This window comes from Pelotomaculum terephthalicicum JT (assembly GCF_022410535.1).
Classification (GTDB): domain Bacteria; phylum Bacillota; class Desulfotomaculia; order Desulfotomaculales; family Pelotomaculaceae; genus Pelotomaculum_D; species Pelotomaculum_D terephthalicicum.
In genome coordinates this window covers 15,926-40,477 of sequence record NZ_JAKNBL010000017.1, presented here as the reverse complement: position 1 = coordinate 40,477, position 24,552 = coordinate 15,926, and the positions used below count along the sequence as shown (strand labels likewise).

Below are 24,552 nucleotides of genomic sequence, written 5' to 3'. Positions count from 1 at the left end.
TTAATGCCTGAGTTTGAGTTGAACAACTTGGAAGTGGAAGTTGACGAGGAAGGTTTTATCATAGAGCCGGAATGCTGGAATGAAGATGTAGCCGGGGCTTTTGCCGCGGCCGAGGGTATCAAAGAGCTTAATGACGAGCACTGGCGGGTAATCAACTACCTGCGTGATTATTATCAGCAATTCCAGGTTGCTCCGATGATCTCAAAGTTATGCAAAGAGACCGGCTGCAGTTTGAAGCGCATTTATGAATTGTTTCCCGCCGGTCCGGCGAAGGGCGCCTGCAAAGTGGCAGGGCTTCCGAAACCGAGGGGTTGTGTGTAATGTTGCTAAAGCGGGAAGATAGTTTGCTTAATGATATTTTCAGCAAGATTGATCATGAACAGGAACTCAGTAAAGAAGATTTGGTTTGCCTTATTGCCCTGGAGAATGCTGCAGATCTGACCAGGCTGTATAATTTGGCCGACAGAGTAAGGCAAAAATATGTGGGTGATGAAGTTCACCTGCGGGGTCTAATCGAGTTTTCGAACTATTGCCGGAAAAACTGCGACTATTGCGGTATCCGCAGGGGCAACCGCAAGATTGAACGTTACCGCATGACTATCGAGGAAATCCTGGATACTGTTTATGAAGCGGCAGAGTTGGGATACAGGACAGTAGTATTGCAGTCAGGCGAAGATATGCGTTACACTGCGGATAATCTGGCTGAACTGGTAAGGCGGATCAAGCGTGAGACGGATGTAGCCGTTACTCTCAGCATTGGGGAGCGCTCCCGGGAAGAATATGAGCGGCTGTACGAGGCGGGCGCGGATAGATTTCTCCTGCGTTTCGAGACCTCCAACCGTGAACTGTACCACCGCCTGCATCCTGATTCCAACTATGATGAGCGGATGAAAATACTTGTCTGGCTAAGAGAAATTGGCTATCAGGTAGGTTCCGGGGTGATGATCGGGCTTCCCGGCCAAACAATCGAGGATCTGGCTTTGGATATATTAAAATTTAAAGAACTTGATCTGGATATGGTGGGGGTGGGACCTTATATATGTCATGAGGAGACCCCCCTGGCAGGGCATGCGAACGGGACCGTGGAGATGACTTACAAAGTTATCGCTCTCACCAGGATCGTTACCCGTTATGCTCATATTCCCGCTACTACCGCTCTGGCTACTCTCAGGCCGGATGACGGTCGGGAAGAGGCCCTCCAGTTGGGAGCGAATGTCGTCATGCCTAACGTCACCCCCGTGAAATACCGAGCGCTGTATGAACTGTACCCGTCCAAAGTCTGTATCCGGGAGAAAGCCACGCAATGCCGCGGCTGTATAGGCGGGCGTATATTATCATTGGGCCGTCCGATAAGTCAGGGGTACGGTCATTCTTTATATAAAAAGCTGAATGCCTTAGGTACTGCTAAATTTCTGAAAGAGGATAAAAAATAGCCTGCACAGGATAGGAGTTAATTTCTTTCTTTATTATTCACTAATCCAATTGCTTTTTGGGCATCTATGACACCTGCTCCCTGAATATTTGGATCAAGGTTATCAAAAGCTTTTGCAGTATCCATAAGCCTTTTTTTAACCTGGTCTGGTGTAAGTGAACCGTCAGACTGTAGTATTTGGGTAACCACACCGGAACACACCGGCGTGGCCATTGATGTACCAGACAATGAAAAATACCAGTCGCCAACCCTCGATTCCTTATCTTGCTTGTCAAGCGTTGAACCAGGTGAACGTAATGATATAATATTGACTCCCGGCGATAATATATCAGGTTTTATCAGCCCGTCAATTGTTGGACCACGACTGGAAAAACTGGCCACTTGATCGTCATCCGGGGAAATACTATCATTATCGTCAATTGCCCCCACAGTAATTACCAGGGGATCAATGCCAGGTGAAATAATTGTATTTGATTGTGGTCCTTCGTTCCCCGCTGCAACACAAACCACAATTCCGTTTGACCAAGCCTTCTCCACCGCTTGACAGGCCGGGTCGTCGATATAAGACTCTGTAGCCGTACTTCCAAGGGACATGCTAAGCACCCTAATACCTAAGGACTCTTTGTTGTCGATACACCACTGTATACCTTCAATAACAGTCGAAAGCTGGCCTGCTCCCATTTTATTTAGAACCTTTATTCCTACAAGACTGGCTTCGGAAGCAGGACCCCGGTATTCATAACTGGATTGGCTCCCGTTGGAGCCGATATTTCCGGCAACGTGGGTGCCGTGCCCATTATCATCATAAGGTTGTGTTTTTTGGTTAATAAAATCTTTAAATCCCACGATTCGCCCGGATAGATCGGGATGTTCATAAATTCCTGTATCCAACACTGCCACTATAATTCCCTTACCTGTAATGCCTTTCTCCCATAATGGTGGGGACTGCACTGTTGGAGAAGCCACGTCAAGCACAGCTTTTACTTCACGGTCATACCAAATTTTCTTGACGAGTTTGTTTTGGGCTAACAATTCCATTTGACTTGCACATATTTTGGTTGAAAACGAGTTAATTAGCGGAAGTTCCCGGTGAACAGAGCATTTTGCTGTATTTGCCAGTTCTTTAACGGAAAAAGTTTTATCCCGAGTTTCTTCCACCTGAACTATAACGGGTATTTTACGCCAGCGCTGTTTTATATATTTGAATAGTTTTTGCAAAAAATATGGTACATATTTAAATGGGCGATACCATTCCAGGGCAGCTTTTTTTACTTGCGGGCAAAACTTGTCGATGTTGGAGCGAATCCAATTAACTTCATGGAATATCATTAAATTTCCCTCCATCTAATTAAACCAAGTTACTTAGAATGGTTTGATATTCCATGATATGTATTTTTATCAAAAATGGTTCTCTCTGTAAAGAAGAGGAAGAGAAGAGGAAGGGGTCAGCCCTTGACATTGGACATCTTTGGAGCTTTGCGGGGCATTATTGGACAGACATTATATTTAATCATAAGACTGTTGAATTATTACCCTATTAAAAATGGATCTATGTCATTGTCCAATGTCAAGGGCTGACCCCAATACCACCCAATACCACCAATACCATAATAAAAAGTGTATGGTGGAAAGAAGGCGATGGGCATAGGTAGAAATAATTATTTGTACGATTATTCTCATGAGGATGGATTGACATTATTTGTTGTAAATATTTATTGTAAATTTATAGTATAATAGGGTAGCATTATGGTATAATGCAATTGTTTGGTTATTCTTAGGTTTTAAAAAAAAATATTTTGACTATTAAGAAATGTTTAGTATTTTGATTTTTTAGATTTGCTGACAATTTTCTAAAAAGGAGGGTTGTTGTTATTAAAATCAATCGTAAGAGGAGAGGATGCTTATGACTTTAGAAGATAAAGAAAATATATTGTTAAGAAAGCTAATCGAAGTGAGGGATAGAGAAAGTACCAAGGATTTTTTAGATTGGAGACTAGAGAATAATAGCAATAAAGCTGATATTGACGCCTGGAAACATGGTATTAAGAAATTCATAGCAACTAATCGTTCTTTAATTATTGATGGGGTGTTAAATATTGGAAAAAACCAAAAGTATAAATGATACATTAATAGCTTTGGTTACCGGTTATTATTCTCTGCTAGATTTATTCAATCTGTCAGAAGAAGACATTGCCATGGATTTGGAAAAAGCTAACGAAGTTATTGAAAGGTATTGGAGAGATGTAGACAGACTAAAGAGGTTTCACAAAATACAAGCAATTGATTGTCATAAAATAGCTGGTTACCTAACCTATTGGATATGCAAGATAAAGCCATTGCAAACTAAAGACACATCCAATATAGAGTCAAACGCTGTTAGGGAAGCTAATGAGCTGTTAGCATTAATTGTTGCTGTTGGAAGAATAAATTGCTCAGAAATGTATTTAGATAATGACAAAGAAGTATTGCTGAGAAGCGAATTCCTGGAAGCTTTTCTTTATACATTAAGATATAGACCGCTAAATGGTGATTTATTGTCTATTATTTATTATTTTGTTGATAAATTTAGCAATTAGTAGCAAGTATTGCCCTTAAAAAGGGCTTTTTTATTTTCAATATATTCTTTTAGCGCGTCGTCAATAGGTTTTGGGGTATTGTGAAAAACTTGTTTTTTGAGTTCTTTTAATAGCTCTGCGGGAAATGATCTATTTGAGATATATTGATTAATAGAAATTGTAATTTCTATTTTATTTTTAAAAGAGAGCAACCCATTTGTTGAATCAGCCAGGATTGTATTAATCCTATCTAATTGTTCTTCAATTTTTTTTCTGATCATCTTTTCAAATAGCGATTTGTAATCATTAGATTTATCCGGAAATACTAATTGGACATAAATTGTTTTATTGCTTATATATATCTTTTGAGTGTAATAGTGTTTAAACCAATGAATTTTACTCAGAGAAGACAGGTTGATTTGTTCAAGTAAAGTCATGTCAACCCTGTTTCTGGTTAGGTCTAATTCATCCGCTAACATCAACAGGGATGTTAATAATTTACCTCTAATATCCCTATTTTTTATTGTGTTGTATTCCTCGAATTGAAATAAATAGATTACATCATTAAAATAATCCGTTGAATGACCTTTTGAAATTAATGCAAGATATGGTATATAATCAGCATCAATCTTGGGCAAGCGAATTTCATCTCTGCTAATAGAATCCATGATGCTTCTGATTATTATATTATAGCTTTCTTCTGCATGTTTTTTTCTTATATATTTATAATGTTCTGTTGTTAACTGATCTATTGATATATTATTAATTTTTAGATTTTGCATGCCTATATCGTGCAAATATGCTGATGATAAAAGAATAAATAACTCATGCTCATTGAGGAATTCTCTTTGATAGGGCTCTAAGGGTTTTAATATTTGTTCTAAGATATATATAATTTCCTCGGAATGTTTGTAGTCATGATTCGTAAACCATATCATAAGTTTTTGTTTCCATAATTCTTTGCAAAACATTTGTATTTTTTGCAAATCTTCAAACAAGCTGGGAAAAGGTTTTAACTTAGAAAATAAAAAATCGGACATCGCGAGCACCTCTCGCTAAAAATTTTTGGGTACATCTTATATATTTTACCATTAATAGAAAATTCCTTCTTGTTAGAAAAGTTTTATATTTTGTTTAATAACTGCCGCTCGTTATAAAGCCATCCGGCGGAGGTTCGTTCGTATTGACTCAGGGTATGCTTTAGTTCTCGGCAATGTTCGCGTAAAAAATGGCCTACAAAAATTTAACAGAATAATAATATCCGTTAACATGGCAACAAGTTAAGATTATTTACGCGGAGAAAAGATAAGGAAGTAAGTTAGATGGACAGAAAAAAGAGAACCGAGATATTGCTCAAAGGCTCATTTGAAGTCGTGGCAAAGTTAGCGCAAGAAATATTGCACAAGTATGATATCAAGACTGTTCAGGAACCGAATCATGGTTTAGTAATGGTCAAGGTGAGGGAAACCTCCAGGAGAAGCATGTTTTATTTAGGCGAAGTTTTGATTACAGAATGCAAAGTGCTGATCAACGGGTCCTTGGGAATCGGCATCGTCAAGGGGCAAGCACCGGAGCTTGCCTACTATCTGGCAATTATAGATGCGGCTTATAACGCCGGTCTGCCGGAGACGAAAGACTGGACAACAGCTTTGTTGGTTGAAGAAGACAGAATCAAACAGAGTCATGAATCTTTTAAAAGTAAGGTCTTAAAGACGAAAGTAAGCTTTCAAACTATGGATGTCTAATATGAGCGAGGGATAAAACATGGCATTGGATTTGGTCCATGATCTGCAAAGAGCTTATAGAAAGACGGTAGACTCTATGTCCAGACCCGGGCTGATCACTAACATTAAAGCTCAGGCGGACAAGGTTGATCTGGAGATTGGCTGTTTTAAATCTACAGTGGTGCTGGTGCAGATGCTGTTTGATACCGAAGTAACATTTAAAGTTGTTTCTAAACGTGAAGCCGAAATTACCAAGCTATTAAACCAGCTAACATACGCTAAAGCCGCGGAAGCGCAAACCGCTGATTTCATTCTCGTTTTGCGTGACGCCGGACCATTCGGCTTAGAAAAAGCGCTTATTGCAGCATGTCCTGGAGATTTAACGGATCCCCATAAATCATCGACTATTATCGTTGAAGCGGACGCTCTGAGCAATGAGCGGGATTTAGCTTTGGCCGGTCCCGGGATAGACGCGGAAAGCCATATAAAAGTACAGACAACAGGCAATTGGGTTGGGTTACGGGCTGAAAAAAACTCTGAATATCCATTGGGAATAGAGATTATCTTTACAGATTCTGACCATAATCTTTTGTGTATTCCAAGAACAACGCAAATTGTGAAACAGGTGGTCGGATAGATGGGCTATGTTGCCGTAAAGGGCGGAACAGCCGCCATTGAGGAATCAATCAGACGACTAAAGTATGAACGGTTAAAAAAGCGCCGAATATTAGATTTTCATAATATTGAAGGCGGTATGCGCTGCCTGATCGATCAGGTCATGTCGGAGAGCAGCCTCTACAGTGAAACCCTGGCGGCGATCTCGATCAAACAGGCGGAGGGAAGCCCTGAGGAAGCGGTTTTTTTAATGAGGGCGTACCGTTCCACCTTGCCCAGGAAACATTATACGCGTGCGGTTCACTCGGAAAACATGCTGGTTGAGCGAAGAATATCGGCAAGTTTTAAGGACATTCCCGGCGGGCAGATCCTGGGGGCCGCCTATGATTATACTCATCGCTTGATAGATTTTGATCTGAGTGAAGAAACCGAAGAAGAAATCATCAACTGGCTTGATGATTTCTCCAGGGAGTATGGAAATGGCAATGACAGTACCGATTTGGCCAATCTGCCCAAGGTGCTCGATTACTTGCGGGAGGAAGGCCTGATTGCGGCTTGTGAAAACAATGATAGTGAACCGGACGATGTTACCAGGGATAGTGTGCGTTTTCCGGCCAGCCGCAGTGCCAGGCTGCAGATTCTAACCAGGGGGCAGACAGGCGCCGTTATATCATTGGGGTATGCGGCTCTGCGCAGTTATGGAGCTCTGCATCCAACGGTCGGAGAATTACGTATCGGAAATTTGCCTTTGTATGTGGACAACCCGTTCAATGAAGCAAAAGAGGACGATGATGCTTATTTTATTGGTGAGATTAAAGTCACGGAAGTAGAAACCTTGTTTCCGGTACCCGCGCCAAAGGAGAATGGCTTAAAAACGATTGAATTCGGCCTCGGTTATGGCATCTGTTATGGACAAAATGAAACCAAAGCCATTGCCATGAGCATCCTCGACCATTGTCTGGAAGCAGGTAATGCAGAGTACCCGACCCACAACGAGGAGTTTGTCCTACTGCATATCGATTCGGTTGAATCCGCCGGGTTTATCTCCCACTTGAAATTGCCTCACTATGTGACTTTCCAGTCGGAGCTTGACAGTGTCCGCAAGTCAAAAAAGATGAGAGAAAACAATAAGGAGTTCAAACCATGAAAATCAACTATAATTTCGCTTTTTTTGATGAAGGCTCCAAAAGGGAGATCAGGCGAGCCACCCTTAAAGCGATTGCCATTCCGGGTTACCAGGTCCCCTTCGCTTCCCGCGAGATGCCCATCGCCAGAGGCTGGGGAACAGGCGGTCTGCAGTTGACGCTTTCCCTGATCGGGAAGGAAGACGTTTTGAAAGTAATCGATCAGGGCTCTGATGAGTCAGTTAATGCGGTCAACATCAAAAAGCTGGTCAAAGCAACAACCGGCATCACCATTACCGGCATCACGACGGAGGCAACCATCATCCAATCGCGGCACCGGATACCGGAAACGCCCTTAAAAGAAGGTCAGATTCTGGTTCTTCAGGTGCCGCTGCCGGAACCATTGAGATATTACGAACCCAGTGAATACGAGACGAAAAAGCTGCATGCCGAAAAAGAATACAGCGGCGCCTGGCTTATGCTGTTTGAGCAAATCATGAACTACGGCCATATGTCGACAGGCGCGGATCACCCGGTTATGGTGCATGACAGATATGTTATGGCCCCCAGCCCCATCCCGAGATTCGATAATCCCAAGATGAATTGTGCCAAAGCTTTGATTTTGCTTGGGGCAGGCCGTGAAAAGAAAATCTATGCCGTGCCCCCGTATACCAGGGTGAGATCGCTGGATTTTGAAGATTTCCTTTTCGAGGCGGAATCCTTTCAGGGCAAGTCTTGCCGGCAATGCGGCGCAACGGGAGTATACCTGGATGAAATACTGGATGATGCGACGGGAAAAACCTTTTATCAATGCAACGATACCGGCTTTTGCATGCAGAGATTAAACGGAAAGCCTTGCTGAGGTATTGTGAGATGAGCGACTTTGAACAACCCGTCTTGTCGGTCAGCCTTTTAAACAAACAATATGGAAACGGTTGTGCCAGCTGCAGGAGCAGCCGTAGGGACCGCCTGATTAAAAACTATTGTCCTGTCTGCGGTACGGTTTATGCGTGCCGGGATATCACCTTTGAGGTGCATGCGGGAGAAATATTAGGAGTGGTCGGGGAAAGCGGCAGCGGTAAATCTACCTTGATGCAGTGCCTGTATTTTGATCAGGATGTCAGTGGCGGCGGGGCTTATATCAGTGCTTACAAAAACGGTCAGGCAAATATTTTTGCGGAATCGTCCCAGCAGAAAAGGTACATCCGCAACCACATCATGGGGAAAGTCTACCAGAACCCGGTTATGGGCTTAAAAATGGATTTTACAGCGATTGGTAATATCGCCGAGAAATTGATTGCCGCCGGCAACCGGAATGTGGGCCGGATGGAAGCTCGCGGGATGGGACTGCTGGAGCACGTCAATATACCGGTATATCGGGCTAAGGAAGTACCGAAGAATTTCTCTGGAGGCATGCGGCAGCGGGTGCAAATCGCCAAAGCCTTATCAAACAATCCACCGCTCCTGCTGCTGGATGAAGTAACCACCGGCCTGGATCTGCCGGTGCAGGCCAGTGTCCTGGACTTGATCAAAAAAATTCAGCGCGAGCGGGATATCAGTGTGGTCGTCGTTTCCCACGATTTGGGCGTGATCCGCATGTTGGCGGATCGGACAGTAGTGATGCTGGACGGCCGGATTATTGAACAAGGCCTGACCGATCAAATCCTGGAAGATCCGCAGCACAATTATACCCAACATTTGGTCCAAGCCTTGCTGGGATGAAAGGAAAGAGGACATACCTTTCTTGGTTTGTAAAGACACGTGAAGATACAGGTATGAGGGTGGGGAATATCCCGATTAGGAGGCCGAAGATGAATAAGAGACTTGGTAAGGAACCGTTTATCCATGAGAACTGTCAGTTGATCAACGTGGAATTTGGGGATTATACAGAGGTTGGAATTTATAACTATCTGGAGAATGTAAGTCTTGGTGATTATTCCTATACCAGCAGGTTTTGCTATATCCAAAACGCGGTCATCGGCAAGTTTGCCAACATAGCGGCCATGGTCCGCATTGGTCCGACCAACCATCCGATGGCCAGGCCAACCTTGCACCACTTTACTTACCGCCTGGTGCAGTATGGCTTCGCTGCCGCAGACGATGATAAATTCTTCCAATGGCGGGCGGAGCAAAAAAATTTTACCGGTAATGATACCTGGATTGGCCATGGTGCAGTCATCATGCCCGGGGTGACGATTGGCAACGGTGCGGTAGTAGGAGCCGGTGCGGTTGTGACCAAAGACGTAGAGCCCTATACCATTGTTGTTGGTGTGCCGGCCAAACCAATAAAGCAAAGATTTCCGGCAGATGTCGTCCAAAAGCTGGAGGCGATCAAGTGGTGGGACTGGGCCTATGATACCATCAGGGAAAGACTTGATGATTTTTACTTGCCGCTCCGTGAATTCGTGGATAAGCATTATTCCCCAGCGGTTCAGTGATAAGCGCTATAAGGTAGCTTTTATTAGAAGCCGGAGTCAGAAGTCAGGACTCAGAATGAGAAAATAATTTATCACTTGAAGTATTCTGAATACTGACTCCTGAATACTGAACATCAACAATTTAAAGCAAACAGGTGATTGATTGATGGAAGAGATCCTGGCAGTCGAGCATTTATCGAAATCCTTTACCATACATAATCTGGGCAAACAAATCGAAGTTCTTCGCGATATTAATATCGCCGTAAAAGAAGGTGAATTTATCGGTATAACCGGGAAGAGCGGCAGCGGGAAATCAACTGTTCTCAAGTGTGTTTACCGTACGTATGCTCCGCAGGAAGGAGGAATCTGGTATAATTCCAAAGAATTCGGGCTAATAAATTTAATGAAAGCATCTGATAGACAGGTCATTTATTTAAGAAAACATGAGATTGGCTATGTATCGCAGTTTTTAAACGTCATGCCCCGGACCACCGCGTGGGGACTGATCAAACAGGCGGTTTTGGAGATGGGACATGAAGAAAATTATGCAAAGCGGGAAGCCGAAAAAATGCTGAAGCACTTTGAACTGGACAGCGGATTATGGGACAGTTACCCGGTTACCTTTTCCGGCGGTGAAAAATTACGTCTGAATATTGCCATGGCCATGGTCAAGCACCCCAGGCTGCTGCTTCTGGACGAACCGACCGCGAGTTTGGATTTTGCCTCCAAATTGAAAGTTAAAGAACTGATTGAACAATTGATCAAAGAGGGAACAACAATGATGGGTATTTTCCACGATCTTGAATTCATGGCAAACCTCTGCAACCGCAGATACGAGATGAGTGATGGAAAATTAGTTTATATAATACCCAAGAATCTACAATGATTTAAACATAATCTAACCTAAACCTTGAATTAATTAATTTGACCTTAACAACCGTCCGTTAAAATAAGATGTGGGATTATCTTTATTACCGTCAGGATTAAGGTTCAGTTCTTATTGTTGAAAAAATGAGAGTATTTTTAACAAAATGAAAGGAGTATTTTCGTGAAGAAAATTCATTTGTTAACGCTGGTGGCTGTTCTGATAGCATCCCTGTTGGCAGGGTGCTCATCCGCATCCAATACCTCATCTGTCATAGAGCCCAATACCATCACCATGGCTTGGCTGCCGAATAACGCGTCCGATGATTTTAAGGAGGCCCGGCTTGAGATCGACAAGGTTATTGAAGAAGCGACGGGTAAAAAAGTGGATGACAAATTGACCACCGACTATGCCATTACCATTGAGTCCTTAGTCAGTGGCAACGCTCAATTGGCCTACGTGGGCTCGCAGCAATACATCGAGATGCACAACAAAAACAATAAGGTTCTGCCCTTGGTGGTTAACAGCGGGGATTCGGGAACTTTGAACGATGCCTTGTATTACAGCAGGATCCTGGTTAAAAAAGGCAATGAAGAGCAATATAAATCCGGCGGCGCATATTCCATTGATAATATTGTGGGGAAAAGAATGTCTTTCGTTTCCACCAGCTCGACTTCCGGCTGCAGAGTGCCTTCATCAGCTATTGTGGCTACTTTTTCCAAGCAAGACAAATGGAAAGATCTGAAGCAGGAAGATTTGCTTGAAGGCGGGAACGGCAAGTTTTTCAGCCAGGTGCTCTTTGGCGGATCCCACCAGTTGTCTTTGGTCAACTTGCTTACGGATAAAGCCGACGTCGCGGCGGTTGATGATATCGACCTAGTCAGCTATGTTGATCTCACTTCCGGAAAGGACAACACGCCTGGGGCTGTCTACACGGTCAGGAAGGATGCCGCCGCCCCGTTTGACAAGCTGGCGGGCGCGCAATTCGTGGTGCTCAAGGCGGTCCCGGTTTTGAACCCTCCCATCGTGGTCAATACCGGTGCGTTAAGTCAGAAAACCATTGATGCTTTAACCCAAGCGTTTACCTCCGATGAAGTTGCCCAAAATCCAAAGATTTTCTATCCCAAGGGAGGTAAAGGAATCTTCTTTCAGCCGCAGCGTTTCGTGAAAGTAGAAGATGCCTGGTTTGATCCGATCAGAGATCTGAGCAAATAAGATTAGAGCAAGGGGCGGAGTCTTACCGCAGGCTGGCGGAATAAAAAACGGGGAGGCTGGAGTGTGGCATTATTGGAATTAAAAAATGTCACCAAATATTATAACAACGCGACACCGGCTTTGTCCGAGGTCAGTTTCGAGGTCCGGGAGGGGGAGTTTGTTTCCGTCATCGGTCCTTCCGGAGCCGGCAAGTCAACATTGCTTCGCTGTATTAACAGGATGATTGAGGTGTCCGGCGGGGAAATATATTTCGACGGTGTTATTGCTTCAAAGCTGAGGAAAAGAGATTTAAGAAAACTGAGAACAAAAATCGGCATGATCTTTCAGCATTATAATCTGGTGGACCGGCTAACTGTGCTGGAAAATGTTCTGCACGGCAGGCTTGGCTACAAATCGACGCTGGCGGGTGTTCTAGGCCGCTACAGTGAGGAAGAAAAAAAACAGGCATTGGAAATTATCAAGTTATTGGGCCTGACCGACCAGGTTTACAAGCGGTGTGACCAGCTGAGCGGCGGCCAAAAGCAGCGTGTCGGGATTGCCAGAGCCTTGGTGCAAAACCCGAAAATGATCTTATGTGACGAGCCGATTGCTTCTTTAGATCCTAATGCTTCAAAGATCATCATGGACCACCTGAGGAATATTTCCAGAGAGATGGGCATAACTTTGGTCGTCAACTTGCACCAGTTTAATGTTGCCTTGAAATATTCGGACAGAATTATCGGCGTAAACAAAGGGATGGTTGTTTTTGACGGCGCGCCCGAGGATCTTTCCGCTGAGCAAATTTCTGATATTTATGGCTCAGAGTCAGGAGATTTAATTATTGAGCCGGGAGAGAAAAATGCAAGCTGATATTTTTGCCAAACGGCGGAACGAAAGTCTAATTTTCTTTACCCTGTTAGCTATTTTGACGGTGGGTTCAATCATTATTACTCAGTATGATGTGCTGAAAGGCTTTACCAGTATCGCCAAGGCTTTAATCTGGGGGTGTACCAATTTTTACCCTGATGCCGGGTCGATGCAGAAGTTGGCTGATATTTTGCCTAAACTGTGGGAAACGGTGCTGATGTCGATCGCGTCCACCACGGTGGCTGCGGTTTTTGCCATCCTCCTGGCCTTGGCCGGATCCCGGACGACCAGAATGAACAGTCTTTTTAGCGTTATCAGCAGGGGTATTGCTTCGCTTTTCCGCAACATCCCCCTCGTGGCATGGGCCATGGTCCTGATGCTGGCGTTCAGCCAAAGCCCGCTGACCGGTTACCTGGCCTTGTTCTTTGGTTCGTTCGGGTTTCTTGCCAGGGCGTTTATGGAAACGATCGACGAAGTGAGCAATAACGCGGTGGAAGCTTTGCAGGCTGCGGGCGCCAGTTATTTTCACATTATATTTCAAGCTGTTTTGCCTTCCAGCATGCCGCAGATGATCAGTTGGTTGCTATACATGATTGACACCAATATCCGCGACGCCACTTTGGTGGGAATTCTCACCGGCACAGGTATCGGCTTCTCTTTTGACTTGTTTTACAAAAGACTGGACTATCATGCCGCGAGCCTGGTCGTGCTGCTGGTGGTGATCACGGTTATTGTCATTGAATCCATCTCAAATTACGTGAGAAGGGTGATCTTGTGACGCAAATTGAAGAATCAATTAAAGGTTGGGGGCGATTGAAAGAAAAGGGACACATAAATGATGGCATGGATTTAAGCGCCGTAAAGCCCCTAAACAAGTCGTCTCTTGCGATGCGGATAATCCTGCTGTTTTTGTCGGTACTGACAATATACGCTCTATTCACAATCGATTATAAGTCGATCGACGTGCCGAAAGCGTTCGCCGATACTATCAGCAATTTCAAAACAATATTTCTGCATCCATATTCGCACCGTTTCAGCTTATGGGAGGCTTTCTACGAAGTTGTGGTGACTATCGGGCTGGCATTTTTGACCACATTGTTTGGCGCCGTGATTGCCTTGCTTTTTGGGCTGCTGGCCGCTCAGAATCTAGCTCCCAAACAAGTTACCAATATGATCAAGGCGTTTGTCGCTTTTATCCGGGCGGTGCCCACGATCTTATGGGTGCTGATTTTTGCCGTGGCCGCCGGGTTGGGCAGCGCCGCGGCGGTAATCGGCATGACTTTTCATTCCGTCAGTTATTTGACTAAGGCATATTCCGAGTCTTTTGAGGACCTGGACAGAAATGTGCTTGAAGCTTTGACGGCCAGCGGCGCCAATTGGTGGCAAATTGTTTTTCAGGCGGTTATCCCGTCCTCTGCCACCTATCTGCTGTCCTGGACTTTTTTAAGATTTGAAATAAACTTCGCCAACGCCGTTGCCATGGGTGCCGCCGCGGGCGCGGCCGGAATAGGTTTTGATTTGTTCATGGCCAGCGAATTTTATTTCGATCTAAGGGAAATAGGGTTGATTACCTATCTTATTCTTGCCTTTGCCATTGCCCTGGAGACGATTTCTTTGCGTATGAAAGGGAGATTGCATAAAAGGACTTGAGCCGCGGTTGGCGATAATCGGGATATAACTTATAAAACGCGGGGAGTAAATAAATGAAAATGAAAAAGACATGCATCTATAACGCAAATATCGTTTTGCCGAACCAGGTCATCAAGGGCTATATACTAATTGAAGGCAGCAGAATAGCCGAGGTGGGAGAAAGCGGTTTTGCCGGTGATTATAACCAGCCGGATATGGCGGTAGTTGATGCCGGAGGTTGTTACGTTATGCCGGGCATGATCGATATCCATAGCGACGCAATTGAAAAAGAAATGCAGCCGAGACCTAATACGCTGTTTCCTATCCATATGGCCTTCTACGAACTGGAAAAAAAGCTGGCCGTCAGCGGTATCACTACCATGTATCATTCTCTTTGTTTGAGCGACGAATGGGGTGTGCGGGATAAAGATATGGTTTTGCGCGTTATCAGCAGCATAGATAGATTCAGAAAAACACGATCAATGATCAATCACAGAATACATCTTAGATATGAGTTGACTTTTCTTGATGGTCTAAGAATCCTTGAAAGCATGATCAGAGAAAAGAGAATAGACTTAATGTCATACATGGACCATACTCCCGGCCAAGGGCAGTTTAAGGATGTGGAAGCCCTAAAGGACTTCAGGAGCCAATCATATGGAAGAAAAGAGAAGGAGATTAATGCTTTTTTAGACAAAACCATGGAGCGACGGGCCATGATCGATTGGTCCAGGCTTGTTGATCTGGCTAAATTTGCTAGGGACAAGGGGATTAGACTGGCGTCCCATGATGATGACACAAAAGAGAAAATTAATACACTGCTTGCATGTGAAGGAGTCATCAGTGAATTTCCCGTTAACCTTGATATCGCCGTCTACGCCAGGGCAAAAGGCATCCATGTATGTGTAGGAGCGCCCAATATCATCCGCGGCAAGTCACACAGCGATAATATGCGGGCTATTGACGCCATTGCCAATAACGCCGCGGACATTGTTTGCTCCGATTACCTGCCCGGCGCCATGCTGCCGGCGCTTTTTTACCTCACCGGGGAAGGAATTAAACTAACAGAAGCGGTTAAGCTGGTGACACTAAACCCGGCCGAAGCTTTAGGCATCGAATGTCAGGTGGGAACGATAGATGTTGGGAAATACGCTGATTTAATCATAGTTGATTTACATGAGGACTATCCCTTGGTTCGTCAAACCCTTGTTAGCGGAAGCACGGTTTTTCAATCTGATTTCCATAAATTTAACAATGAGAGGTTTGATCAGATATGCTGATCAGAGAGGCGATAGAGGCCGACCTGCCGGAAATATTAGAGGTTTTAAAAGGCTTGGATGAAGAAGACGAGGTTGCTCCATTCGACGCGCTGTCGTTATGGCGTAAAATCAATGAATATCCGTACTATAAGATCATTGTAATGGAAGATGCCAATACTATTATCGCCACATGCAGCCTGATCATCATTGATAGCTTGGGTCATCAGGGCGCCAAGCTGGCTGTGGCGGAGAATGTGATCGTAAGTCCAAAATTCAGAGGGCGTGGTATCGGCAGCCAAATGATGCTGTTTATCATGGAAAAAGCTAAAGAGCAAAATTGTTACAAGCTAATGCTTTCCAGCAGCAAAAAGAGGGTTCCGGCGCACAGGTTTTATGAAAAGCTGGGTTTTAAGCAACATGGGCTCAGTTTCTTGACCGAGGCCGGTAAAAATGTGTGAGATGAATTTTATGGATTATGTCAGACATGTTGAAAATGTTCTAGAAGCGTTTATGAGTTTGCCTGAAATAGTGGCTGGATTACTGTCCTTGAAGGAGGGGGTATGATTAGATGAATGAGCAAGAAAGAGAAATGTATGATTTTGCTTATGATTTAACCCGGTCCGCAGGGTGCAAATTAAAGCAGGAACGCCTGCATTCCGTCATTGAAGTCAAAGAAAAGACATCCCAGATGGATCTTGTTACTGAACATGATCTATTAATAGAACGAATTCTTATCGCGGCGATTGTGGCAAAATACCCCGGCCATGGCATACTGGCCGAAGAAAGCCAGGGAAGGGTAAACGCGGATAGTGATGGTTATACGTGGGTGATTGATCCAATCGACGGTACTGTCAATTACTACCGATTTGGCAGGGATTACGCGATTTCACTGGCATTGTACAGGGATGGAAATCCAGTCTTCGGTCTGATCAATGATGTCGCGAGCGGGGTTATGTTCTGTGCTAAGCATGGTGAGGGCGCAATAATTGATAACTGCCGCTTAAATATCCTGCCTGAACGGAGAGAGAAGATGCACAAGGCGATTGTCGCTATGAGTTTGAGAACAATGATGGAGTTGGCCAGTTTGGATATGGATGTTGTAGGGATGCTGTCAAGGGTGCAGGCATACAGATATTTAGGATGCGCGTCTCTTGAATTATGCAGGGTTGCCAATGGCGAATACGACTTGTTTATTTCATCGAACACTTATGAATGGGATGTTGCCGCTGCCAGAATTTACCTGGAACAGCGTGGCGGGTTTTTTCTTTATCGCAGGAAGGATAAAGATAATTCACGTTATGGTAAAATTTTTGTAATCGCATATCGCTCGCCGTTAATATGGGAAGAAGTATTGGAATACTTTCCAAAATGCATTAGGAATGAGTTTGGTTATAAATGATAATGGGGTATGGCTATGCCGGATGAAATACGAATAATAGACAAGCTAATTTTTCGAATTATTTCAGGCGCCTACAATGCCCATGATCGACTACCGTCTGAAAATGTGATCGCTGATAAGTACAAGGTGCCGAGAATGACAGCCAGGAAAGCTTATGAAAGACTGGAGGAATTGGGCTATATTTATAAAAGACAGGGAAAAGGAAGTTATGTAAAAAAAAGACAAAAACAAATTGAACTTGTGCTTTCCGGCGATGTGAGTTTTAGCCAGAAAATGATCGAAAAAGGGTATGATTTTTATTCAAAAAATATTTTTTGCAAAGAGATTAAATATAATAAAAAAATTTATGATTTCTTAGAAACAGACCGAGATGACCGAGTCTTTAAAGTAGGCAGATTGAGGTTTATCAATCAGCAGCCTATTGCTATGCATATCTCTTATGTTGCCAAATCGGTATTTAATGATATTGATACGGTGGGTATGGATATCACATCCATGTTTAAATATTACAACAGTAAAGGATATCGGGATTATTGTTCAAAATCCAGCGTCTTGAGCGTTTCGTTTCCGACGAAATACCAGCGGGATATGTTGAATTGCGCATTTTTAATACCACTATTGGTCTTGGAATCCGGCTGTATGGAGCAAAGGAGCGGTAAAGTGCTGGAGTACACCAGGATTCTATATCGAAGCGATTGCTTTTCATTCTATGTCAGTCCAAAGGGATAGGATTGTTATGAGCTAATTGCGGTCCTATAAATAGGACATATGTCCTATGTCAATATAGGACCACATTGACTATAATTAGTATTGAAAGATTTGATAGTGATTATTAGCAATTTAGTATTATATTGTTTCGTAATAATATTAATCCTTTTAACTATCATTAGAAAGAACGGATATTTATGGAAGACTATAAGAATGAATTGAAATATTTGCTGGAGCGGGAAAGAACAGCGAAAATTATTTGCGCTGAACTCAATAACTTTATGGACTTGAAGTCAACCTTAATCACCATCATAGATCACGTTAAGAAGCTGACTAAATGCGGGGCTATAGGCATTAGGCTGCAAGACAACGGAGATTATCCATATTATGTCTACAACGGTTTTCCAGAGTCTTTTATCATACAAGAAAACAGTTTGTGCGATAAAGGCAAGGACGCGGACAATACCTTGGAGTGCATGTGCGGAAAAATAATCAGCGGCAGATATGAGCCCTACTTGCCTTTCTTTACGAAAGGCGGCAGCTTTTGGTCAAATAATACGTCTGATTTAACAGCCACCACAAGTGAGCATGATCGCCGGGGAAAAACATTGTACTATTGCAACTCTTGCGGTTATGAATCTGTGGCGCTAATTCCTATTAAAGCCAGAGGTAAGCGTATTGGGCTGATTCAATTAAACGATATTAGCACAGGCATGTTTACTATAGAGTTGATTGAATACTTGGAAATGATTGCTGAGCAAGTTGGTTTGGCTGTTCAGAATAGCTTGGCTTATGACAAATTAAGGGAATTATCAATTAAAGATTCCTTAACCGGACTCTATAACCGCCGGGGGTTTTTTGAATTTGTTAATAAAGAACTGTCCAGGGCACGGCGGGACGGAACTACGTTTGGTATTTTGTCCATGGATATCGATAATTTCAAGGAGGTAAACGATCAGTTCGGACACTTGATTGGAGACCAGGTATTGAAAAATTTTGCCCAGACACTCAATTCGACGATTAGAGACTATGATCTGGCTTGCCGCTTTGGCGGAGATGAGTTTATAGTGATAGTTAACACCAGCCTGAAAGGCCTTGATTTTACACAGAAACGGATACAAGACAGATTAATAGAGTGGATTTCTTCCGAGAAGGTAACAAGCAACCTGGGGATAAGTATCGGTAGTGTTATATGGGAACCAGGTAGGACGGAGAATATTGACGAACTGCTGAAAGTTGCTGATCAGTCCATGTATAAGAATAAGATGTATAAAAAACATCCTGAAAAATGAACAATGCAAACCCGGCCGCCCGGCCTGGTTTGCTGAACGAGGCTACCTTTTGTGCCTGCTGCCGGTTTGTAAAAAGCCCCGCCGGTTCTACTATTCCTTCTTCCCCGATACCTCATTTTCATAAATCTCAATCGAGTGAAAAGCCGTTAAGTGTAATAGCTCAAAGAAGGAAATAAAACGGTTTTATAGAATTTTAAATTTATATTTATTTTGTCCGAATAGGGTGAGTAGTAGTATGGAAGGACGATGTTTGTATGATTGGGAGGTTTAATTTTATGCCGATAACAGAAATGCTTTCCCGCAATGCACGGATGTATCCTGATGAAATTGCGTTAATAGAACGCGAACCGGCGATTTGCCGGAGGAGGGCAATAACGTGGCTGGGATTTGAAAATTCGGCCAACAAGTTTGCAAATGCGCTGCTGGCAAGCGGTGTAGGACGGGGGGACAAAGTTGTTTTATTAATGATGAACTGCCTGGAATGGCTGCCTGTTTATTTTGGCATATTGAAGACCGGAGCACTGGCTGTTCCTCTGAATTTCCGTTTTACCGCGGAAGAAATCAGAAATTGTATTGATGTTGCAGAGGCGAAAGTGCTTGTTTACGGGCCCGAGTTTCAGGAAAGAATTGACGAGATCAGTGAGCGAATCCGCCGCGTCGAGAAATTAATTTTTGTCGGGGAGAACTGCCCCGGTCAAGCTGAAAGCTATGATGAGCTTATGGGGCAATTTCCCGCGGAGGCTCCCGTCGCGGCGTTTTCCGATTGCGATATGGCCGCTATTTACTTTACGTCGGGTACTACCGGGAATCCTAAACCGATTCTTTTGACTCATGATAATCTGGTCTCCGCGTGCATTACGGAAAACCGCCATCACCTTCAGGAGCACCAGGACAATTTTGTTTGCATCCCTCCGCTGTATCATACCGGAGCTAAAATGCACTGGTTCGGCAGTCTTATTGTCGGTTCAAAGGCCGTAATCCTGCGCGGCGTAAACCCGCGGTGGATTCTTGAAACAGTATCTGAAGAAAGGGCGACAATTGTGTGGCTTCTTGTGCCGTGGGCGCAGGATATCCTTGACGCTATTGAAAGCGGGGAAGTTGATTTGCAGAACTATAACCTCGAACAGTGGCGGCTTATGCATATCGGAGCCCAGCCAGTGCCTCCGAGCCTGATCAGGAGATGGAAGAAATATTTCCCTGAGCAAATGTACGACACCAATTATGGCCTGAGTGAATCAACCGGACCAGGCTGCGTTCACCTTGGCATGGAAAATATACACAAGGTTGGGGCCATCGGCCTGCCGGGATTTAACTGGGAGGCAATGATTGTGGATGACAGCGGTACTCCTGTTCCGCAAGGCAAGGTTGGCGAATTGATCGTCAGAGGGCCGGGAGTTATGAAAGGTTATTATGAAAACCCGGAAGCCACCGCCCAAATACTGAAAAATGGCTGGCTCTATACCGGTGACATGGCGCAGCGGGATGAAGACGGGTTCATTTACCTGGTGGACCGGAAGAAAGACGTTGTCATATCAGGCGGAGAGAATATCTTTCCCGTGGAAATAGAAGATTTCCTGCAGGCTCACGATGATATTAAGGATGTGGCCGTAATAGGGATGCCGGACAATCGCCTGGGGGAAATACCCGTGGCCATTTTGGAGGTCAAACCAGGAAGGGAACTGAGTCAGGCCATGGTTATTGAATTCTGCATGAAGCTGCCCAGGTACAAAAGGCCGCGTATGGTTTTTTTCGATAAAATTCCACGGAACCCGACCGGCAAGATTGAAAAGTCAAAACTTCGTGAGAAATATTGCGGCAAGCGCGAGGTATTAAATATAGAAGGTTGAGCAGTAATAAAAAGAAAGCCAGTCACAGCAGTTCATGACTGGTTTCTTTTTTTGTGTTAAGAAATCAGACCGGGCAGGAAAGTGGCAAGCTGCGGGAAGGCCATCAAAATGGCCAGACAGATGATAATTGCCAACAGGAAAGGCCAGATGCCCTTGAAAATCACTTCAAGCGGTATATCGGGAGCTATTCCTTTGATTATATATACGTTCATGCCCACCGGCGGCGTAATCACGCCCATGGCCACGGTCAGAACAATAATTACCCCGAACCAGATTGGGTCGTAGCCAAGCATGTTAACCGCTATCGGGTAGAATATCGGTACAGTCAGTAAAATCATTGCCAGCGCGTCGATGAAACAGCCAAGGACTAAATAAATAAGCAATATCACCGCCATGACGGCAAACGGAGGCAATGGCAGGCTGCCGGCCAGCTGGGCCAGTTCGAGAGGAACTCTGCTGATAGCCATGAGGCGTCCGAAAATCATCGCCCCGGCGATTAGCAGCATAATCATGGCGGTGGTCCGGGTGGCGTCCAGGAGGGATTTGTTGAAGCCTTCCCAACTGATGCTCCTCTTAAAGAGAGCCACCCCCAAAACGCCTGCGGCCCCGACAGCCCCTGCTTCCGTAGGGGTAAACCATCCAATAAACAAGCCGCCCATGGAAATGAGAAATATAACCAAAACTTCTCCCAGTCCCCCGCGCAGCGCGCTGAACCTTTCCTGCCAATCCGCTTTCGCTCCGGGGGGTCCCAGTTCCTTCTTGCGGGAGGTAATAATGTATATGGCGGCTATATAAAGCAGCATCAGGACAATTCCCGGTATAATGCCGGCGATGAAGAGCTTGCCTACCGACTGTTCCGTGGCAATGCCGTAAACGATAAAGATCACGCTGGGCGGGATCAGCACGCCCAGGACTCCGCCGGCGGCGACGCTGGCGGTGGCCAGCGAAACGTCATATTTATACTTGTTCATTTCCGGCAGGGCGATGGCCCCGATAGTTGCCGCCGTGGCCGTGTTGGACCCGCAAATGGCTCCAAAGACGGCACACGCGGCCTGAGTGGCTATCGCCAGTCCGCCGGGGTAGTGTCCGATTAATTTGTAGGCGAAAACATACAGCTTGGTGCCGATGCCGGAATAAAAGGCGAGAAACCCCATCCAGACAAACATGGCGATGACACCCAGCGAATATGAAGAGAAGTTGGTAAATATCTCATTGGCCACCATGCTGAATGCCGCGGCCGGCGAGGTCAGGTAGGCAAAACCGGCAAACCCGACCAAAGCCATCGCGTAGGCGATGGGCATCCGCAGCATCAACAGGACCATAAAGGCTATAATGCTGATTAAACCAACGTGGAGTGGACTCATTTACTGACTGCCGCCTTCTGTATGGATTCGACGTTAGGCGCCGGCATGGAGATAGACGATAAAGAAAACACCTTCCGCAAGGATTCAATTGTTTTAACCAGCAGCACGAGGGAAAGCGCCAGCAGGCCGAAGGCCACCAGGTAAATAAAGGGTGCGACCGGGATTTGAGTTGTCGGGGAAACTAAGCCGTTCGCCGTCATTCTTTGGGCATGCATGCAAGTTTGCCAGGCACAAGCAGCCCAGAATAACAAAGCCGTGGCATTTATCAAGGTGTCAATAATTGCCTGTGCTTTCAGCGGCAGTCTTTCCACAACAAAGTCGACCGCGATATGGCCGTTTTGTACCGCGCAATAGCCTAAAGTCAGGCCGATCATCACCGCGGTTGTATAAACAACATATTCATAAGCCCCCAATATGGGATGTTTGAACAGCACGCGCAGTAGAATGTTGGCTACAACCAGCGCCATGACCAATACCATGCAAAAGCCCGCAATATTGTTCAGTATCCGGCTTAGTCCCGTAACTAATCCTTCAAGCTTTTTCATATCAGGATACCTCCGGCGATACTATTTATATTCTTTATTGTACTTATCGGCAAGCGACTTGACTGTATCCATAATTTGTTGTCCTTGGTAGCCCTTTTCATTCATTTTCTTCACGAAATCATCCTGCATTGGCTTTACCAGGTTTACCCACCGGCTTATTTCCTGGTCTGAAAGCTTGATCTCTTTCATGCCTTTTTCATCAAAAGCATATTTCAGCGCAGTCTCGGCCTGTTTATCCCATAAACTAATTGCCACCTCTTCAAAGTATTCCTTGCTGACTTCCTCAATGGCTTTCTGGTTTTCCGGAGACAGCGAGTTCCACTTGTCGAGGTTCATTGTGATAAAAAACAAAGTGTTGTAAAGAAACGGGGTTCTGGTCAGATATTGCGTTACTTCGGCGTGCTTCCAGCCCTTCAGCACCTCCACGGTAGAGAGGTTGCCCTTGACAACTCCCTTGGATAAAGCTTCATAGGCGTCGGACTGAGGCATGGGCACAGGGTTGGCTCCCAGCGCTTTAAGAGTATCTGCGCTCAGTCCCGTCGCCCTGATTCCGAGCCCCTGCAAATCTTCCAGGCTGTTGACCGGAATTTTTGTGAACAAATCGCCAGGGCCGGTGCAAAAAACCATCATCAGCTTGGTATCCTGGATTTCTTGGGGATTAAGCTGTTTAATTCCCTCCCAGGCGACCTTGCTGGCTACCTTGGAGTTGTTGTATGTGGTGCCGGGTAATTCGAATGCTTCAAGCACCGGGAAGCGGCCCCGAGTATAAGAGAAGCAGGAAAGACCAATGTCGGCGACCCCGTTGACCACGCCCTCATAAATACCGTCTGCTTTCAGCAGGGTCTCGCCGGGGTTGCTTTTAATTATTACCTGACCGTCGGTGGCTTCAGAAATAGCTTTCGCCCACGGTTGAATCAGTTCAGTTTCAGCCGGGTGGGTGGCGGGAAAGAAATGCGCTAAATTCAGCTCCACGGCCCCTTGCTTTTTAGCCTGCCCCGGTGAAGAACCGGAAGAACAACCGGCCAAAGCGAAAATCATAAGCAACACCAATAAGACGGACACTCTTTTGTCCACCCGTGAAAACACACTTCCGCCTCTGGCACACGACATCCTTTTCAATACATGACCTCCTTTTAATCTTATGCAAAATAAAAAACTCCCGTAGGAGTTTTGTTCAAAGAAAAGCAGACTATCCTTTATTCCAAGATGGAATACCCATAACCAGGCAACCTCATCTACTTACCTGCCGTCCTACTGTTCTACTTAATTAAATTTTGATAAATAATAGCTTCGACATGCTGAGCATTTTTCCTGCCCGGCGGGAAACTTTTATCAATAATTTTGCTTAGACTGCAAAAACCTCCACTTCAATAAGTGGGGGTTACCAACTAAGACTGCGGTAGGGGTATAATCCCCCGCCGCAGTCCCGAAATTTAGCGGAAGCTAAACGAGTCACCAGGATTATAACAAGCTTTACCGGCGATTATTACCGCAGTGGTCAATCTAAGCTTGTTTGATCTTTTAAAGCCATACTGCCGACCGCTTTCGCGATCTCAAGCAAGTGCTTTATAAGAACGTCTTTCACCTTGGGATCTTCTTCTTTCTCATAAAGCTGACTGAATACATCAAACTCATTGGTTAATTCATCAATATTACTCATTTTTAACACCGTTTTCCTATAGTATTCAAAGCTACCGCCAATAAGGTTAGCACCAA

General features: G+C 44.8%; 27 protein-coding genes. 21 read left to right on the top strand and 6 right to left on the bottom strand.

Going from position 1 to position 24,552, the window contains the following annotated elements; all coding sequences use genetic code 11:
* The first annotated feature begins 3 nt into the window (after positions 1-3).
* Positions 4-321 carry a TusE/DsrC/DsvC family sulfur relay protein gene (locus L9W92_RS11050; protein WP_240083821.1) on the top strand — a complete coding sequence of 106 codons (318 nt, stop codon included), beginning with the start codon at positions 4-6 and terminating at the stop codon, positions 319-321.
* Positions 321-1,433 (top strand): [FeFe] hydrogenase H-cluster radical SAM maturase HydE, encoded by a 1,113-nt coding sequence (hydE, locus tag L9W92_RS11045; protein WP_240083820.1) that lies wholly within the window; start codon positions 321-323, stop codon positions 1,431-1,433. The genes L9W92_RS11050 and hydE overlap by 1 nt, the downstream gene beginning before the upstream one ends.
* A 17-nt stretch (positions 1,434-1,450) precedes the next feature.
* Here hydE and L9W92_RS11040 read toward each other — a convergent pair whose 3' ends face one another.
* Positions 1,451-2,761 (bottom strand): S8 family peptidase, encoded by a 1,311-nt coding sequence (locus L9W92_RS11040; protein ID WP_240083819.1) that lies wholly within the window; start codon positions 2,759-2,761, stop codon positions 1,451-1,453.
* A 574-nt stretch (positions 2,762-3,335) separates the two neighbouring features.
* Between L9W92_RS11040 and L9W92_RS11035 the strand changes: the two genes are divergently transcribed.
* Both L9W92_RS11035 and L9W92_RS11030 read left to right on the top strand, forming a co-directional pair.
* Entirely contained in the window at positions 3,336-3,554 is a 219-nt protein-coding gene (locus L9W92_RS11035; RefSeq protein ID WP_240083818.1) for a hypothetical protein, read from the top strand.
* On the top strand, positions 3,529-4,008 hold the full coding sequence (locus L9W92_RS11030) for a hypothetical protein (RefSeq protein ID WP_240083817.1): 480 nt from the start codon (positions 3,529-3,531) through the stop codon (positions 4,006-4,008). The genes L9W92_RS11035 and L9W92_RS11030 overlap by 26 nt, the downstream gene beginning before the upstream one ends.
* Here L9W92_RS11030 and L9W92_RS11025 read toward each other — a convergent pair.
* Positions 4,005-5,027 carry an HD domain-containing protein gene (locus L9W92_RS11025; RefSeq protein ID WP_240083816.1) on the bottom strand — a complete coding sequence of 341 codons (1,023 nt, stop codon included), beginning with the start codon at positions 5,025-5,027 and terminating at the stop codon, positions 4,005-4,007. The genes L9W92_RS11030 and L9W92_RS11025 overlap by 4 nt on opposite strands.
* 282 nt (positions 5,028-5,309) lie before the next feature.
* On the opposite strand from L9W92_RS11025, the gene phnG reads away from it, so the two are divergent.
* The 17 genes from phnG (at position 5,310) to L9W92_RS10940 (ending at position 20,927) form a co-directional block, all read left to right on the top strand.
* Positions 5,310-5,732, top strand: a complete 423-nt coding sequence (phnG, locus tag L9W92_RS11020) for a phosphonate C-P lyase system protein PhnG (RefSeq protein WP_240083815.1) — start codon at positions 5,310-5,312, stop codon at positions 5,730-5,732.
* Positions 5,733-5,751: 19 nt separating this feature from the next.
* Positions 5,752-6,348, top strand: a complete 597-nt coding sequence (gene phnH / locus L9W92_RS11015; protein WP_240083814.1) for a phosphonate C-P lyase system protein PhnH — start codon at positions 5,752-5,754, stop codon at positions 6,346-6,348.
* Complete coding sequence (locus L9W92_RS11010; protein ID WP_240083813.1) at positions 6,349-7,473, top strand: carbon-phosphorus lyase complex subunit PhnI; 1,125 nt, start codon at positions 6,349-6,351, stop codon at positions 7,471-7,473.
* On the top strand, positions 7,470-8,312 hold the full coding sequence (locus L9W92_RS11005; RefSeq protein ID WP_240083812.1) for an alpha-D-ribose 1-methylphosphonate 5-phosphate C-P-lyase PhnJ: 843 nt from the start codon (positions 7,470-7,472) through the stop codon (positions 8,310-8,312). The genes L9W92_RS11010 and L9W92_RS11005 overlap by 4 nt, the downstream gene beginning before the upstream one ends.
* Positions 8,313-8,323: 11 nt before the next feature.
* Positions 8,324-9,172, top strand: a complete 849-nt coding sequence (locus L9W92_RS11000; RefSeq protein ID WP_240083838.1) for an ATP-binding cassette domain-containing protein — start codon at positions 8,324-8,326, stop codon at positions 9,170-9,172.
* A gap of 89 nt (positions 9,173-9,261) precedes the next feature.
* Positions 9,262-9,888 carry a DapH/DapD/GlmU-related protein gene (locus tag L9W92_RS10995; RefSeq protein WP_240083811.1) on the top strand — a complete coding sequence of 209 codons (627 nt, stop codon included), beginning with the start codon at positions 9,262-9,264 and terminating at the stop codon, positions 9,886-9,888.
* A gap of 145 nt (positions 9,889-10,033) precedes the next feature.
* Positions 10,034-10,753: a phosphonate C-P lyase system protein PhnL gene (locus L9W92_RS10990; RefSeq protein WP_240083810.1), complete on the top strand. Its 720-nt coding sequence runs from the start codon at positions 10,034-10,036 to the stop codon at positions 10,751-10,753.
* 162 nt (positions 10,754-10,915) lie between these two features.
* Positions 10,916-11,947, top strand: coding sequence for a PhnD/SsuA/transferrin family substrate-binding protein (locus tag L9W92_RS10985; protein ID WP_240083809.1), 1,032 nt, complete (start codon positions 10,916-10,918; stop codon positions 11,945-11,947).
* 63 nt (positions 11,948-12,010) lie between these two features.
* Positions 12,011-12,796: a phosphonate ABC transporter ATP-binding protein gene (gene phnC, locus L9W92_RS10980; RefSeq protein ID WP_240083808.1), complete on the top strand. Its 786-nt coding sequence runs from the start codon at positions 12,011-12,013 to the stop codon at positions 12,794-12,796.
* Positions 12,786-13,571 carry a PhnE/PtxC family ABC transporter permease gene (locus tag L9W92_RS10975; protein ID WP_240083807.1) on the top strand — a complete coding sequence of 262 codons (786 nt, stop codon included), beginning with the start codon at positions 12,786-12,788 and terminating at the stop codon, positions 13,569-13,571. The genes phnC and L9W92_RS10975 overlap by 11 nt, the downstream gene beginning before the upstream one ends.
* Complete coding sequence (locus L9W92_RS10970) at positions 13,568-14,443, top strand: PhnE/PtxC family ABC transporter permease (protein WP_240083806.1); 876 nt, start codon at positions 13,568-13,570, stop codon at positions 14,441-14,443. Before L9W92_RS10975 ends, L9W92_RS10970 begins: the two co-directional genes overlap by 4 nt.
* Before the next feature lie 53 nt (positions 14,444-14,496).
* Positions 14,497-15,702: an alpha-D-ribose 1-methylphosphonate 5-triphosphate diphosphatase gene (locus L9W92_RS10965; RefSeq protein WP_240083805.1), complete on the top strand. Its 1,206-nt coding sequence runs from the start codon at positions 14,497-14,499 to the stop codon at positions 15,700-15,702.
* On the top strand, positions 15,696-16,139 hold the full coding sequence (locus L9W92_RS10960) for a GNAT family N-acetyltransferase (protein ID WP_240083804.1): 444 nt from the start codon (positions 15,696-15,698) through the stop codon (positions 16,137-16,139). Before L9W92_RS10965 ends, L9W92_RS10960 begins: the two co-directional genes overlap by 7 nt.
* 110 nt (positions 16,140-16,249) lie before the next feature.
* Positions 16,250-17,080, top strand: coding sequence for an inositol monophosphatase family protein (locus L9W92_RS10955; RefSeq protein WP_240083803.1), 831 nt, complete (start codon positions 16,250-16,252; stop codon positions 17,078-17,080).
* Positions 17,081-17,095: 15 nt separating this feature from the next.
* Positions 17,096-17,809, top strand: a complete 714-nt coding sequence (locus L9W92_RS10950) for a GntR family transcriptional regulator (protein WP_240083802.1) — start codon at positions 17,096-17,098, stop codon at positions 17,807-17,809.
* A 176-nt stretch (positions 17,810-17,985) separates the two neighbouring features.
* Positions 17,986-19,080, top strand: coding sequence for a sensor domain-containing diguanylate cyclase (locus L9W92_RS10945; RefSeq protein WP_240083801.1), 1,095 nt, complete (start codon positions 17,986-17,988; stop codon positions 19,078-19,080).
* A gap of 275 nt (positions 19,081-19,355) precedes the next feature.
* Positions 19,356-20,927 (top strand): class I adenylate-forming enzyme family protein, encoded by a 1,572-nt coding sequence (locus L9W92_RS10940; protein WP_240083800.1) that lies wholly within the window; start codon positions 19,356-19,358, stop codon positions 20,925-20,927.
* 56 nt (positions 20,928-20,983) lie between these two features.
* On the opposite strand, the gene L9W92_RS10935 is transcribed toward L9W92_RS10940, so the two are convergent.
* From L9W92_RS10935 to L9W92_RS10920, 4 genes are all read right to left on the bottom strand, one after another.
* Positions 20,984-22,291, bottom strand: a complete 1,308-nt coding sequence (locus L9W92_RS10935; RefSeq protein WP_240083799.1) for a TRAP transporter large permease — start codon at positions 22,289-22,291, stop codon at positions 20,984-20,986.
* On the bottom strand, positions 22,288-22,836 hold the full coding sequence (locus L9W92_RS10930; protein WP_240083798.1) for a TRAP transporter small permease: 549 nt from the start codon (positions 22,834-22,836) through the stop codon (positions 22,288-22,290). The genes L9W92_RS10935 and L9W92_RS10930 overlap by 4 nt, the downstream gene beginning before the upstream one ends.
* A gap of 21 nt (positions 22,837-22,857) precedes the next feature.
* On the bottom strand, positions 22,858-23,946 hold the full coding sequence (locus L9W92_RS10925; protein WP_240083837.1) for a TRAP transporter substrate-binding protein: 1,089 nt from the start codon (positions 23,944-23,946) through the stop codon (positions 22,858-22,860).
* 388 nt (positions 23,947-24,334) lie between these two features.
* Entirely contained in the window at positions 24,335-24,496 is a 162-nt protein-coding gene (locus tag L9W92_RS10920; protein WP_240083797.1) for a hypothetical protein, read from the bottom strand.
* Positions 24,497-24,552: the final 56 nt, after the last annotated feature.

Coding starts and splice junctions, on each gene's coding strand:
- L9W92_RS11050 (WP_240083821.1), top strand. CDS start 4: ATGCCTGAGTTTGAGTTGAACAACTTGGAAGTGGAAGTTGACGAGGAA.
- hydE (WP_240083820.1), top strand. CDS start 321: ATGTTGCTAAAGCGGGAAGATAGTTTGCTTAATGATATTTTCAGCAAG.
- L9W92_RS11040 (WP_240083819.1), bottom strand. CDS start 2,761: ATGATATTCCATGAAGTTAATTGGATTCGCTCCAACATCGACAAGTTT.
- L9W92_RS11035 (WP_240083818.1), top strand. CDS start 3,336: ATGACTTTAGAAGATAAAGAAAATATATTGTTAAGAAAGCTAATCGAA.
- L9W92_RS11025 (WP_240083816.1), bottom strand. CDS start 5,027: ATGTCCGATTTTTTATTTTCTAAGTTAAAACCTTTTCCCAGCTTGTTT.
- phnG (WP_240083815.1), top strand. CDS start 5,310: ATGGACAGAAAAAAGAGAACCGAGATATTGCTCAAAGGCTCATTTGAA.
- phnH (WP_240083814.1), top strand. CDS start 5,752: ATGGCATTGGATTTGGTCCATGATCTGCAAAGAGCTTATAGAAAGACG.
- L9W92_RS11010 (WP_240083813.1), top strand. CDS start 6,349: ATGGGCTATGTTGCCGTAAAGGGCGGAACAGCCGCCATTGAGGAATCA.
- L9W92_RS11005 (WP_240083812.1), top strand. CDS start 7,470: ATGAAAATCAACTATAATTTCGCTTTTTTTGATGAAGGCTCCAAAAGG.
- L9W92_RS11000 (WP_240083838.1), top strand. CDS start 8,324: ATGAGCGACTTTGAACAACCCGTCTTGTCGGTCAGCCTTTTAAACAAA.
- L9W92_RS10995 (WP_240083811.1), top strand. CDS start 9,262: ATGAATAAGAGACTTGGTAAGGAACCGTTTATCCATGAGAACTGTCAG.
- L9W92_RS10990 (WP_240083810.1), top strand. CDS start 10,034: ATGGAAGAGATCCTGGCAGTCGAGCATTTATCGAAATCCTTTACCATA.
- L9W92_RS10975 (WP_240083807.1), top strand. CDS start 12,786: ATGCAAGCTGATATTTTTGCCAAACGGCGGAACGAAAGTCTAATTTTC.
- L9W92_RS10965 (WP_240083805.1), top strand. CDS start 14,497: ATGAAAATGAAAAAGACATGCATCTATAACGCAAATATCGTTTTGCCG.
- L9W92_RS10960 (WP_240083804.1), top strand. CDS start 15,696: ATGCTGATCAGAGAGGCGATAGAGGCCGACCTGCCGGAAATATTAGAG.
- L9W92_RS10955 (WP_240083803.1), top strand. CDS start 16,250: ATGAATGAGCAAGAAAGAGAAATGTATGATTTTGCTTATGATTTAACC.
- L9W92_RS10950 (WP_240083802.1), top strand. CDS start 17,096: ATGCCGGATGAAATACGAATAATAGACAAGCTAATTTTTCGAATTATT.
- L9W92_RS10945 (WP_240083801.1), top strand. CDS start 17,986: ATGGAAGACTATAAGAATGAATTGAAATATTTGCTGGAGCGGGAAAGA.
- L9W92_RS10940 (WP_240083800.1), top strand. CDS start 19,356: ATGCCGATAACAGAAATGCTTTCCCGCAATGCACGGATGTATCCTGAT.
- L9W92_RS10935 (WP_240083799.1), bottom strand. CDS start 22,291: ATGAGTCCACTCCACGTTGGTTTAATCAGCATTATAGCCTTTATGGTC.
- L9W92_RS10930 (WP_240083798.1), bottom strand. CDS start 22,836: ATGAAAAAGCTTGAAGGATTAGTTACGGGACTAAGCCGGATACTGAAC.
- L9W92_RS10925 (WP_240083837.1), bottom strand. CDS start 23,946: ATGTCGTGTGCCAGAGGCGGAAGTGTGTTTTCACGGGTGGACAAAAGA.
- L9W92_RS10920 (WP_240083797.1), bottom strand. CDS start 24,496: ATGAGTAATATTGATGAATTAACCAATGAGTTTGATGTATTCAGTCAG.